Raw genomic sequence first — 11,945 nt, 5'->3', positions numbered from 1 at the left:
GCTGCTGCTCAACGAGCGGCTGCCGATGAAGTCGATGGTCCGTGCCATCGTCCTGTTGCCCTTCGTCGTGCCCACGGTGCTTTCTGCGATCGCGTTCTGGTGGATCTATGACAGCCAGTTCTCGATCATCTCCTGGGTGTTGATCAAGGCCGGCCTGATCACGCGCTATATCGATTTCCTCGGCGACCCCTGGAATGCGCGCTGGTCGGTCGTCGCCGCCAATATCTGGCGCGGCGTGCCTTTCGTGGCGATCACGCTGCTGGCGGGACTTCAGACCATCTCGCCCTCGCTCTATGAGGCCGCCAATCTCGACGGCGCCACCAATCTGCAGCGCTTCCGCCACATCACGCTGCCGATGCTGTCGCCGATCATCGCGGTCGTGATGACGTTCTCGGTGCTGATGACCTTCACCGACTTCCAGCTCATCTACACCATCACGCGGGGTGGGCCGATCAACGCCACCCATCTCATGGCGACGCTGTCGTTCCAGCGCGCCATCACCGGCGGCAATCTGGGCGAGGGCGCGGCGATCTCGAACGCGATGATTCCGTTCCTGGTCGCGGCGATCCTGCTCAGCTTTTTCGGGCTTCAGCGTTCCCGCTGGCAGCAGGGCGGGAGGGACTGACCATGACCACGGCAGACGACCAAAGCGTCGGAATGGACTACCTCGAGAGCTTCCCGCGGAAGTTTTTTCGGGTCTACCTTCCGCTCGGCCTGATCATCTTCTTCCTGCTGTTCCCGTTCTACTGGATGGCGATCGCGACGTTCAAGCCGGACGCGGAGATGTACGACTACGAAAAGTACAATCCGTTCTGGATCGTGCATCCGACGCTGGAGCACATCAAGAAGCTGTTCTTCGACACTGACTATCCGCTCTGGATGTGGAACACCGTGATCGTCTCGGTGTCCTCGACCTTCATCTCGCTGTTCGCCAGCGTCTGCGCCGCCTATGCGATCGAGCGCCTGCGCTACAAGGGCTCGCGCTATGTCGGCCTTGCGATCTTCCTCGGCTATCTCGTGCCGCCCTCGATCCTGTTCATTCCGCTGGCGGCGATCGTGTTTCAGCTCGGCCTTTTCGACGGCAATCTGGCGCTGATCCTGACCTATCCGACCTTCCTGATCCCGTTCTGCACCTGGCTCCTGATGGGCTATTTCCGCACCATCCCCTATGAGCTGGAGGAGTGTGCGCTGATCGACGGGGCGACGCGGCTGCAGATTCTGATGAAGATCACGCTGCCGCTTTCGCTGCCGGGCGTGATCTCGGCGGGCATCTTCGCCTTCACGTTGTCCTGGAACGAGTTCATCTACGCGCTGACCTTCATCTCCTCGTCCGAGAACAAGACGATCCCCGTCGGCGCGATCACCGAGCTCGTCAATGGCGACGTCTACCATTGGGGCGCGTTGATGGCGGCGGCTCTGACCGGCTCGGTTCCCGTAGTTATCCTTTATTCCTTCTTCGTGGAGTACTATGTGTCGGCGATGACCGGCGCCGTGAAGGAATGATCGCGGGGCCTGCCTTGAGGACGCGCCAGGACGAATCGGCAAAATCGGCGCGTTCCGGCCAATAAAAAGGAGTAGGCTCTTGCACATTCTGGTTCTGGGCGCGGCCGGCATGGTCGGCCGCAAATTATGCGAACGGTTGTTGCGCGACGGCCGGCTCGGCAAGAGCGACATCACCAAGCTGACCATGCATGACGTGGTCGAGCCGAAGACACCGGAAAAAGCCGGTTTTGCCGTCGAGACCGTGTCGAGCGATTTCGCCGTGCCGGGTGCGGCCGAAAAGCTGATTGCTGGCCGTCCGGACGTGATCTTTCATCTTGCTGCGATCGTCTCGGGCGAAGCCGAGCTCGATTTCGATAAGGGCTACCGCATCAATCTCGACGGCACGCGGATGCTGCTCGATGCCGTCAGGCTCGCGGGCGGCGGTTACAAGCCGCGCGTGGTCTTCACGTCCTCGATCGCGGTGTTCGGCGCGCCGTTCCCCGATGCGATCGGCGACGAGTTCTTCCACACGCCGCTTCTGAGCTACGGCACGCAGAAGGCGATCGGCGAATTGCTGCTGGCCGACTATTCCCGCCGCGGCTTCCTCGACGGCATCGGCATCCGCCTGCCGACCATCTGCATTCGGCCCGGTCTGCCCAACAAGGCGGCATCGGGCTTCTTCTCCAACATCCTGCGCGAGCCGCTGGCCGGCAAGGAAGCGGTCCTTCCGGTGTCCGAAGACGTCCGCCACTGGCATGCCACGCCGCGCTCCGCTGTCGGCTTCCTGCTGCATGCCGGTACCATGGACCTCGCCGCGGTGGGGCCGCGCCGTAATTTGACTATGCCGGGCCTGTCGGCGACCGTTGGCGACCAGATCGCTGCGCTGAAACGCGTCGCCGGCGACAAGGTCGCCGCCCGCATCAAGCGGGAGCCGGATCCCTTCATCGTCGGCATCGTCGGCGGCTGGCCGCGCAACTTCAATGCAAAGCGGTCGCTCGAGCTCGGCTTCACCACTGCCGAGAAGACTTTCGACGACATCATCCGCATTCACATCGAAGACGAGCTCGGCGGCAATTTCGTCGCCTGATCTCTGACTGAGCGGGTAAAGTGATGGCGAGCGTTGCTTGCATCGGCGAATGCATGGTCGAGCTCCGGCAGGCCCAAGGTGGACATTCCGGCGGACAGGGTGGCGGCCTCTACTCGCGTGGATTCGGCGGCGACACCCTCAACACGGCGGTGTACCTCGCGCGGCTCGAGGTCAAGGTCGATTATCTCACCGCGCTTGGCGACGATGCCCTGAGCGATGAGATGATCGCGGCCTGGACTGCGGAGGGCGTCGGCACGAGGCGCGTCGCGCGGCTGCCCGGCAAGCTGCCCGGCCTCTACATGATCCAGCTGGATGCGAAGGGCGAGCGCCAGTTCTTCCACTGGCGCGACAGTGCGGCGGCGCGCCAGCTGATGAATCTGCCGGAGACGGACGATCTTCTCAACTCCCTGATGAGCTACGACATCGTCTATCTCTCTGCGATCACGCTCTCGATCTACGACGCGGCCGGGCGCGAGCGCCTGTTCGCGGCGATCAAGCGCGCGCGCCTGCTCGGCACCCGCTTCGTGTTCGACACCAATTTCCGCGCGCGGGGATGGCCGGATCGCGATGTCGCGCGCGAGGTGTTTTCAGCGGCCTTCGCTTCTGCCGACATCGTGCTGACTTCGACCGAGGATCTGCTCGCCCTTTATCCCGGCGAGAGCCACGAGCAGCTGATGGCGCGCATCCCGAGCCCCGAGCTGGTGTTCCGGCTCGCCGAGCCGGTCAGCCTGCTGCGTTTTCCCGGGGGGCCTTACGAGGTCCGCGCCGAGCCCATGACCAAACCCGTGGTCGACACCACCGCGGCCGGCGACAGTTTTGCCGCGGCCTATATCGCGGCGCGGCTCGCTGGGTCCGACCCGGTCGAGGCCGCCCAGGCCGGGCACCGGCTCGCCAGCCTCGTGATCTGCTATTCCGGTGCCATCATTCCGGGGTATGCCATGCCGCCGAAGAAACGGCACCGGCCGGCGACGACGCGTCAAGCGACCAAGTGAAACGAAAGCCAAGATGACCACCACTGCCCAGCAGAACCACCTCGTCGCGCTGTTCAAGGCCGCGACCGTCATCCCCGTTCTTACTATCGAGCGTATCCAGGATGCGGTGCCGCTGGCGCGTGCGCTGGTGGCCGGCGGCGTCCGCACGCTGGAGGTGACCATGCGGACCCCTGTTGCGATCGAGGCGGCGAGGGCGATGATGGCCGAGGTGCCCGAGGCGATCGTCGGCATCGGCACGATTCTCAATCCGGCCGACTTTACGCGTGTCGAGAAGCTCGGCGTTGCGTTCGGCATCAGCCCGGGCTTGACACCGGACCTGTTGGCGGCCGCGACCCATAGCTCCTTGCCGTTTGCGCCGGGTATCGCCACGGCCTCCGAACTGATGATGGCGCTGTCCTACGGCTTCGACGTCGCAAAATTCTTCCCGGCCGAGCAGGCCGGCGGCATCAAGGGGCTGCGCTCGCTGGGTGGACCGTTCCCGAACGTGCGGTTCTGCCCGACCGGCGGGGTCGGCGAGGCCAATGCGGCGACCTGGCTTGCGGAGCCCAATGTGGTCGCGGTCGGCGGTTCCTGGCTGTGCCCGACGGCGGAGATCAGGGCCGGGAACTGGGCCGGCATAACTGCCATCTGCCAGCGCACCCTCCAGGCGCTTAAACCCGCGTGAAGTCTTGCCATCCCTGAGCTAAGACTTAGCTCAGCAAGAGAGCGCCAGGGAGAATGACCATGACCGCCAGCATCGTCGGATGGGCGCATACGCCGTTCGGCAAGTTCGACACCGAGACCGTGGAAAGCCTTGTGGTGAAGGTCGCCAATGAGGCGCTGGCGGATGCCGGGATTTCGGCCGGCGATGTCGACGAGATCGTGCTCGGCCATTTCAACGCCGGCTTCTCGCCCCAGGATTTTACCGCCTCGCTGGTGCTCCAGGCCGACCCGAAGCTGCGCTTCAAGCCGGCGACCCGGGTCGAGAACGCCTGCGCCACCGGCTCCGCCGCCGTCCATCAGGGCGTGCGCGCGATCGCGGCCGGCGCGGCCAGGATTGTCCTCGTCGTCGGCGTCGAACAGATGACGCGCACGCCGGGGCCGGAGATCGGCAAGAACCTGCTCAAGGCGTCCTATCTGCCTGAGGACGGCGACACCGTCGGCGGCTTCGCCGGCGTGTTCGGCAAGATCGCCAGCTCCTATTTCCAGAAATACGGCGACCAGTCCGACGCACTGGCGCTGATCGCGGCCAAGAACCACAAGAACGGTGTCGCCAATCCCTTCGCCCAGATGCGCAAGGACTTTGGCTTCGAGTTCTGCCGCGCCGAGAGCGAGAAGAACCCCTACGTTGCCGGCCCCCTGAAGCGCACCGACTGCTCGCTGGTCTCGGACGGCGCCGCTGCCCTGGTGCTGGCCGACGCGGAAACCGCCAAGGGCATGAGCAAGTCGATCGGCTTCCGCGCCACCGCGCACGCCCAGGATTTCCTGCCGATGTCCAAGCGCGACATCCTCCAGTTCGAGGGCTGCACGGTCGCCTGGCAGCGCGCGCTGGAGAAGGCGGGCATTACACTGTCCGATCTCTCCTTCGTCGAGACCCATGACTGCTTCACCGTCGCCGAGCTGATCGAGTACGAAGCGATGGGGCTGACGCCCAGGGGGCAGGGTGCCCGCGCCATCAAGGAAGGCTGGACGCTCAAGGACGGCAAGCTGCCAGTCAATCCGTCCGGTGGCCTGAAGGCCAAGGGCCATCCGATCGGCGCCACCGGCGTCTCCATGCACGTGATGACCGCGATGCAGCTCGCCGGCCAAGCGCCCGAGGGGATGCAGCTCAAAAACGCAAAACTCGGCGGCATCTTCAACATGGGCGGCGCCGCGGTCGCCAACTACGTCTCCGTACTGGAGCCGCTGAAGTAAGGCTCCACGGTGGGCAAAGGCGAGAAGCGCCCATGCCCACCTTCTTCTTGCGCTAGATCATGGTGGGCCCGCCCGGGGCCCTTAAAGCTCTTGATCGATTTGCAGGGAATACATCATGAGCAATGACTACGAAGACTCGCTGTCGATGGACACACTCAACGACCGCATCGCGATTCTCGAGGACAATATCCGCCAGCTCATCGAGCAGGCCGCGGCCGCCTCGGGTGAGCAGAACGAGTCGCGGATCGCGGACCGCATCAACCAGCAGAACGAGGAGCTCGACCGTCTCCTCAAGGTTCGCGAATCCCGTCAGAAGAAATAGCGGCCTTTCGCCGCCGGCGCATGCGGCCATACGCCAGCCGCCCTTGCGCACGCGCCGCCGCTGCCGTTAGCTGAACCGAAATCGCAGGGCCGCACCTTGAGCCCGCGCAATCGGGAGTGAACGATGGGGCCGCTGAAGGGCATCAAGGTCGTCGACATGACCACCGTGCTGATGGGTCCCTATGCGACCCAGATGCTCGGCGACTACGGCGCAGACGTCATCAAGGTGGAGTCTCTGGACGGTGACGTCACCCGCCTGATCGGTCCGATGCGGCACGCCGGCATGGGCCCGGTGTTTCTCAACACCAACCGCAGCAAGCGCTCGATCTGCCTCGACCTGAAAAAGCCCGCCGGCCGCGAGGCGGTGTTGCGGCTGCTCAAGGATGCCGACGTGCTGGTCTACAACGTCCGCCCGCAGGCGATGGCGCGGCTTCAACTCGGCTATGACGTTGTTGCCAAGATCAACCCGCGGCTGGTCTATGCCGGCGTGTTCGGCTTCGGCCAGGACGGGCCGTATGCTGCAAAACCGGCCTATGACGATCTGATCCAGGGCGCCACCGCGCTGCCGACCTTGATGGCGCAGACTGGTGACGGTGTGCCGCGCTATGTGCCGAACGCACTGGTCGATCGCATCGTAGGCTTGACTGCCGTGGGCGCGATCTGCGCCAGCCTCGTGCATCGCGACCGCACCGGACGCGGCCAGCGCGTCGACGTCCCGATGTTCGAGACCATGGCCGGCTTCGTCATGGGCGACCACATGGGCGGATTGACCTATGAGCCCCCGCTCGACAAGGGCGGTTACGCCCGCCACCTCTCGCGCGACCGCCGGCCCTATAAGACATCAGACGGCTATCTCAGCGTCATCGTCTACAACGACAAGCAGTGGGAGAACTTCTTCAAGGCGACGGGACGCGACGATCTGCGCGCCGATCCCAAGTTCGCGAGCTTCGCCGGTCGCGCCGCCAATATCGACGTCGTCTATGCCGAGCTCGCGCGCATCTTCGAGACGCGTTCCACGGCAGAATGGATCGACCTGCTGACCAGGGCGGACGTGCCTGTGATGCCGATGCACGACCTTGCGTCGATGCTGCACGATGAGCACCTGGAGGCGACCGGCTTTTTCCCAGTGGTGAACCATCCAACTGAAGGGCCGATCCGGAGCATGAGGGTGACGGCGACCTGGTCGGAGACCGAGGCCGAACCGGTACGGCTTGCGCCGCAGCTCAACGAGCACGGCGCGGAAATCCTGCGTGAGATCGGCTATTCCGCCGACGAGATCGACGCCATGGTCCGCGAGGGCGTCACCCGTTCGCCGCCCCGGAATGACGATGCACTGGTGCGCCCATGAGCTTCATCACCGGCGTCGGCCTCACGCCTTTCGGTAAGCACGAAGGCTCGTCCTCGCTCGACCTGATGAGCAAGGCCGCGCAGGCCGCACTCGATGATGCCGGGCTCAAGCGCGCCGAGATCGACGGCATCCTCTGCGGCTACTCGACCGTCTCGCCGCACATCATGCTGGCGACCGTCTTTGCCGAGCATTTCGGCATCCGCCCCAGTTACGCCCACGCCGTCCAGGTCGGCGGCGCGACCGGCCTCGCGATGACCATGCTCGCCCATCATCTGGTCGAAGCGCGCGTCGCCCGCAATGTGCTTGTCGTGGCCGGCGAAAACCGCCTCACCGGGCAGAGCCGCGATGCCTCGATCCAGGCGCTGGCGCAGGTCGGCCATCCCGACTACGAGGTGCCGCTCGGACCGACCATTCCCGCCTATTACGGCCTGGTCGCTAACAGATACATGCACGAATACGGCGTGACAGAAGAAGACCTCGCCGAATTCGCGGTGCTGATGCGCACCCACGCATGCACTCATCCCGGTGCGCAATTCCAAGATCCCATCACTGTTTCCGACGTCATGGCCTCGAAGCCGGTGGCGATGCCGCTGAAGCTGCTCGATTGCTGCCCGGTGTCCGACGGCGGCGCCGCCTTCGTCATCAGCCGCGAACGGACCGGAGAGGCCGGCGTGCGCATTCGCGGCTGTGCCCAGGCTCATACCCATCAGCACGTTACTGCAGCGCCCGCCCTGAGCGAACTCGGCGCCGAGATATCCGTCGCCCGCGCCAGGGAGGCCACCGGCCTCGCGATTTCCGACGTGCGCTACGCCGCGATCTACGACAGCTTTACAATCACGCTCGCGATGCTGCTGGAAGACCTTGGCCTTGCTGGCCGGGGCGAGGCAGCCGCGCGCGTGCGCGCAGGCCATTTCAGCCGCGACGGCGCAATGCCGCTGAACACACATGGCGGCCTGCTCAGCTACGGTCATTGTGGCGTCGGTGGCGCCATGGCGCATCTTGTCGAAACGCATCTGCAGATGACGGGGCGGGCGGCGAATCGTCAGGTGCGTGACGCCTCGATCGCGCTGCTGCACGGTGACGGCGGCGTGCTGTCGTCTCACGTGACCATGTTCCTGGAGCGGGTGCGATGAGCGAGCGAATCGCGGATTGGACCCAAGGTGAGCAGGTCATCACCTTTCAGACCTGCACGTCATGCGGCCATGTGCAGTATTGCCATCGCGCTTTCTGCGCCGCCTGCGGTGCGTCCGATCCGCGCGAGCAGCGCGCCAGCGGCAAGGGCAGGGTCTACGCGACGTCGCTGGTCTGCCGCGCCGCGACGCCTGAGACGCGTTCGCACGTACCCTACAACATCCTGCTGGTCGATTGCGCCGAGGGTTTTCGCATGATGGCGCATGGTGAGAATGATCTCGCCATCGGCGATGAGGTCAGTGCGAGCTTCAAACCGTTCGCCGGAAAGATTGTGCCGTTCTTTGCCAAAGACAGATAACGAACTTTGTCGAATGTAGCCCGGATGGAGCGCAGCCAAATCCGGGGTTTTCACCTCACCGATAGACTCTCCCGGATTGCGCTGCGCTCCATCCGGGCTACTGCAGCAAAGCGAGCGGTGGGATTCGTCATTCGGGGGCGGTCCTGAGAGACCGAGCCTGGAACGGGAATTCTGGGCCTGGCCTGTGCGAGGGCCACCCCGGAATGACGAAAGCTCCCACGCGACTCCTAACTAACGGCCGTAGAACAGGATGCTGGCGATGACGAGCATCGCCATCACCGCCAGCATATGCGCGAACGCTTCCGAGGCCGCCCCCTTGGTGGCTTCCTTCATGCCATTTTCTCCCTAGACTTGGGCGTGACTCATCGATGCGCGGTTAGCGCCCGACGGCCAATTGTTTTTACTCGGAACACCCCTTGCGAGTATCCGCCGCGATCAAGTCCCCACGCGGCGAATATCGACTGTGCCAAGGTCGTTCAGCAATGCGGCGGCATTTTGACTCGATGTTGTTGCTCCTGCGGACGCGCAAGAATACAGTTTCGTGGAACTTTCGCCGCTAACGACAAAAAGCATCAAAGGCTTAGGGAAAAACTTCAGGAAAATCATGGCCCGCATCAACTACAGCGATCCGTCCAAGGCATCCGACCGCACCCGCGAGATCCTCGACAAGAACCGCAATGCCAACATCTTCCGGATGATGTCGCACTCGCCGAGCTATTTCGAGCAGTACTGCCGGCTCGGCGGCGCCATCCGCCACAAGGGTGAGCTCGATCCGATCGTGCGCGAGCTCGCGATCACCCGCACCGGCATTTTGTGCGAGGCGCCGTATGAGATCGTGGCGCACAAGCGGATCGGCAAGAACGTCGGCGTCACCGACGAGCAGAACGAGGCGCTCGAGAACTGGCAGGCCGCGACCTGTTTCGACGAGACGCAACGCGCCGCGCTCGCCTTCGCCGACGAGATCGTCAAGCTGAACAAGCCGACGGATCCGACCTTCAAGGCGATCGCATCGAAACTGACGCCGGCCGCGCTCGTCGAGCTGCAGCTCTCGGTCGGGTTCTACATCATGACGTCTAAGTTCCTGGAGACCTTTGAGATCGACCTTCAACCGGTCACCGAAGTGGTAGGCTGATCGAGGCATTGCTGTGAGGGATGCTCATGACGATCGATGAATATGCCGCCTGGGCTGCAACGATTGCGAAAGTCGATGAGCGTCCGTCCAACGAACGGCTGGCCTATCTGGGCCTCGGACTCGCCGGGGAGTCCGGCGAGGTGGCCGAGCACATCAAGAAGCTGCTCCGCGATGACTGGCTCGACCAGGCCGGCCTCGTCGATGAACTGGGCGATGTCATCTACTACTGGGCCTGCCTGTGCGTGGCGACCGGCCAGCAGCCATCGGAGCTGCTCAAGACCAGCGCCGCCAAGATCAAGCGGCGGATCAGCGAGGCGGCGAGCCGCTAGGCCGCTCAGGTCGAGGTCAAGATATCCACCCTGGCGTTGGCGACGATCAGGCGATCGGCCAGAAGCTGCGCAAGATTGCGCATGATGCGTTCGCTGGCGTGCGGGTGCTGCCTGCGGAAGCGGTCGAACGCTTTCAGGGGCACCTCGAACGCGGTCGCCGCCATGTCCGCGAATACGTCGGCCGAGCGAGTGGTCTCGATCAGGGCCATTTCGCCGAAGGCCATGCCGGCCGTGAGCGTCGCCAACCGCACGCCGTCGGGCAGCGTGACATGCACCGCGCCGCTGCGCAGGAAGAACAGGGCATCGGCGGGATCGCCCGTGGTGAGGATCTTTGCGCCCGACGGATAGGTTCGAAGTGTGCAGATCGAGGCGAGGTCGGTCAGCTCCTCCTCGCTCATGCCGGCGAGCAGCGGCTGTTCGGCGAGCTCGGTGGTCTCATGGAAGTCGATCGAACCGCCATAGCGGTAGACGATCTGGTCTTCGGCCCATTCGATTGCGGTGTCGAGCAGGTAGAAATCGCGGATGTTCTTGAGCTCCGCGGTCCATTCCCGCAGGCTGTCCCATTCCTTGGAGGCGCGCCTGACGCCTGACAGCACGACGGTCACATTCAGCGCCGCCAGCTCCTCGAACGCTTCGGCTACCAGCCGCGCCCCGGCGCGTGTGGTGGAGGTGACGCGGTGGAGATCGAAGATCACGAATTGCGGCCGCGGCCGGCCCGCAAGCCGGCGCGAGACATAGTCGACCGCCGACAGCGACAGCGTGCCGACCAGCTCGATGACCCGCACCTCCTGCTCGTGGGCCGCGAGAATATCGCGCTCCTGCGGGCGGCGGACGCGCCGCGACGGGCTCTTGCCGATATCGTAGTCGGCGATGACGGCGTTGCGCGCATCATCGCTGCGGTTGAGCATATGCAAATCGTAATGCGAGGACAGCGCCTCGCACACCTTGATGCCGCGCACGCTGTTGCCGTGCTTGTCGAGCCTTGGCGAATAGCTGCCGAGCCCGAGGCGGGCGGGGAGGGCGGCGAGGATTCCGCCGCCGACGCCGCTCTTGGCAGGGATGCCGATCCGGTAGATCCATTCGCCGGCATAGTCGTACATGCCCGACGACGTCATCACCGACAGCGTGCGCGAGATCGCGTAGGGCGTCAGCACCTGCTCGCCGGTGACCGGGTTGACGCCGCGATTGGCGAGCGTTGCCGCCATCACGGCGATGTCGCGCGCGGTGACCAGCACCGCGCATTGCCGGAAATAGACGTCGAGCACGGCAGCGACATTGTCCGAGATCACCGCATTGGTCTTGAGGAGATAGCCGATGGCGCGGTTGCGGTCGCCGGTCTGGCTTTCGGAAGCGTAGACGGCCTCGTCGACGGCGAGGTCGCGGCCGGCAAAACGACCGAGCGCGAGGCGAATTTGCTCGAAGGCGTCCGGACCCTTGCTATCGTGGATCAGCCCGGTGCAGGCGATCGCGCCGGCATTGACCATCGGATTGAAGGGATGGTTCTCCGAGTTGAGCCGGATCGAATTGAAGGGATCGCCTGAAGGCTCGACGCCGATCGCGCTCTCGACCCTGTTTGCGCCGAGCAGGTCCAGCGCCAGTGCGAACACGAACGGCTTTGACATCGACTGGATGGTGAAGGGCACTCTGGAGTCGCCGACCTCGTAGACATGACCGTCCAGGGTCGCGAGGCTGATGCCGAAACAGGCAGGATCGGCCTTGCCGAGCTCGGGAATGTAGTCGGCGACCGCGCCGGAGGACTCCGCCGAGAATTCGTTGAGGCAATTGTCCAGAAACCGCAGCAAAGGCGGCTTCGAACGGGTCCAGGCGGTGGCGAGTGGCGAAAGCGGTTTCATCGCCTCTCTTTGTGCAACG

Annotated in this window: 13 protein-coding genes; 12 read left to right on the top strand and 1 reads right to left on the bottom strand. The window is 64.2% G+C overall.

All coding sequences use genetic code 11. From position 1 onward, the window contains the following. From AC0L2J_RS03525 to AC0L2J_RS03470, 12 genes are all read left to right on the top strand, one after another. A partial coding sequence (locus tag AC0L2J_RS03525) for a carbohydrate ABC transporter permease (RefSeq protein ID WP_473387220.1) occupies positions 1–625 on the top strand: 625 nt, incomplete at its 5' end. A gap of 2 nt (positions 626–627) precedes the next feature. After that, the gene (locus AC0L2J_RS03520; protein ID WP_473387219.1) at positions 628–1,503 is read left to right on the top strand and encodes a carbohydrate ABC transporter permease; all 876 of its coding nucleotides are present in this window, start codon (positions 628–630) and stop codon (positions 1,501–1,503) included. A gap of 79 nt (positions 1,504–1,582) precedes the next feature. Continuing rightward, positions 1,583–2,569, top strand: coding sequence for a D-erythronate dehydrogenase (denD, locus tag AC0L2J_RS03515; protein ID WP_473387216.1), 987 nt, complete (start codon positions 1,583–1,585; stop codon positions 2,567–2,569). 23 nt (positions 2,570–2,592) lie between these two features. Next, positions 2,593–3,561, top strand: a complete 969-nt coding sequence (locus tag AC0L2J_RS03510) for a sugar kinase (RefSeq protein ID WP_473248427.1) — start codon at positions 2,593–2,595, stop codon at positions 3,559–3,561. A 13-nt stretch (positions 3,562–3,574) separates the two neighbouring features. Beyond that, complete coding sequence (gene eda, locus AC0L2J_RS03505; RefSeq protein WP_473387214.1) at positions 3,575–4,225, top strand: bifunctional 4-hydroxy-2-oxoglutarate aldolase/2-dehydro-3-deoxy-phosphogluconate aldolase; 651 nt, start codon at positions 3,575–3,577, stop codon at positions 4,223–4,225. A 59-nt stretch (positions 4,226–4,284) separates the two neighbouring features. Next, positions 4,285–5,454 carry an acetyl-CoA acetyltransferase gene (locus AC0L2J_RS03500; protein WP_473387212.1) on the top strand — a complete coding sequence of 390 codons (1,170 nt, stop codon included), beginning with the start codon at positions 4,285–4,287 and terminating at the stop codon, positions 5,452–5,454. 115 nt (positions 5,455–5,569) lie between these two features. Further along, complete coding sequence (locus tag AC0L2J_RS03495; RefSeq protein ID WP_007609041.1) at positions 5,570–5,776, top strand: hypothetical protein; 207 nt, start codon at positions 5,570–5,572, stop codon at positions 5,774–5,776. 123 nt (positions 5,777–5,899) lie between these two features. Continuing rightward, positions 5,900–7,123 carry a CaiB/BaiF CoA transferase family protein gene (locus AC0L2J_RS03490; protein ID WP_473387210.1) on the top strand — a complete coding sequence of 408 codons (1,224 nt, stop codon included), beginning with the start codon at positions 5,900–5,902 and terminating at the stop codon, positions 7,121–7,123. After that, a complete protein-coding gene (locus tag AC0L2J_RS03485) occupies positions 7,120–8,256 on the top strand; it encodes a thiolase family protein (protein ID WP_473387209.1) in 1,137 nt (378 codons plus the stop codon). Before AC0L2J_RS03490 ends, AC0L2J_RS03485 begins: the two co-directional genes overlap by 4 nt. Next, on the top strand, positions 8,253–8,612 hold the full coding sequence (locus AC0L2J_RS03480; RefSeq protein WP_473387207.1) for a Zn-ribbon domain-containing OB-fold protein: 360 nt from the start codon (positions 8,253–8,255) through the stop codon (positions 8,610–8,612). Before AC0L2J_RS03485 ends, AC0L2J_RS03480 begins: the two co-directional genes overlap by 4 nt. 604 nt (positions 8,613–9,216) lie before the next feature. Continuing rightward, positions 9,217–9,744, top strand: a complete 528-nt coding sequence (locus AC0L2J_RS03475; RefSeq protein WP_063992793.1) for a carboxymuconolactone decarboxylase family protein — start codon at positions 9,217–9,219, stop codon at positions 9,742–9,744. Between the two features lie 26 nt (positions 9,745–9,770). Next, on the top strand, positions 9,771–10,073 hold the full coding sequence (locus tag AC0L2J_RS03470; RefSeq protein WP_007609049.1) for a nucleoside triphosphate pyrophosphohydrolase family protein: 303 nt from the start codon (positions 9,771–9,773) through the stop codon (positions 10,071–10,073). 5 nt (positions 10,074–10,078) lie between these two features. Here AC0L2J_RS03470 and glsA read toward each other — a convergent pair whose 3' ends face one another. Next, positions 10,079–11,926, bottom strand: a complete 1,848-nt coding sequence (gene glsA / locus AC0L2J_RS03465; protein ID WP_473387205.1) for a glutaminase A — start codon at positions 11,924–11,926, stop codon at positions 10,079–10,081. Positions 11,927–11,945 lie beyond the last annotated feature (19 nt).

It is taken from the genome of Bradyrhizobium sp. MV1.5 (assembly GCF_055807615.1).
Note: the sequence above shows the minus strand (reverse complement) of the source record. Positions and strands in the feature narration are given on the sequence as shown.

Bases quoted from the DNA above. Each gene is read 5' to 3' on its own strand.
- glsA (WP_473387205.1), bottom strand. From the start codon at position 11,926: ATGAAACCGCTTTCGCCACTCGCCACCGCCTGGACCCGTTCGAAGCCG.
- AC0L2J_RS03510 (WP_473248427.1), top strand. From the start codon at position 2,593: ATGGCGAGCGTTGCTTGCATCGGCGAATGCATGGTCGAGCTCCGGCAG.
- AC0L2J_RS03480 (WP_473387207.1), top strand. From the start codon at position 8,253: ATGAGCGAGCGAATCGCGGATTGGACCCAAGGTGAGCAGGTCATCACC.
- AC0L2J_RS03470 (WP_007609049.1), top strand. From the start codon at position 9,771: ATGACGATCGATGAATATGCCGCCTGGGCTGCAACGATTGCGAAAGTC.
- AC0L2J_RS03475 (WP_063992793.1), top strand. From the start codon at position 9,217: ATGGCCCGCATCAACTACAGCGATCCGTCCAAGGCATCCGACCGCACC.
- AC0L2J_RS03490 (WP_473387210.1), top strand. From the start codon at position 5,900: ATGGGGCCGCTGAAGGGCATCAAGGTCGTCGACATGACCACCGTGCTG.
- AC0L2J_RS03485 (WP_473387209.1), top strand. From the start codon at position 7,120: ATGAGCTTCATCACCGGCGTCGGCCTCACGCCTTTCGGTAAGCACGAA.
- AC0L2J_RS03520 (WP_473387219.1), top strand. From the start codon at position 628: ATGACCACGGCAGACGACCAAAGCGTCGGAATGGACTACCTCGAGAGC.
- AC0L2J_RS03500 (WP_473387212.1), top strand. From the start codon at position 4,285: ATGACCGCCAGCATCGTCGGATGGGCGCATACGCCGTTCGGCAAGTTC.
- AC0L2J_RS03495 (WP_007609041.1), top strand. From the start codon at position 5,570: ATGAGCAATGACTACGAAGACTCGCTGTCGATGGACACACTCAACGAC.
- eda (WP_473387214.1), top strand. From the start codon at position 3,575: ATGACCACCACTGCCCAGCAGAACCACCTCGTCGCGCTGTTCAAGGCC.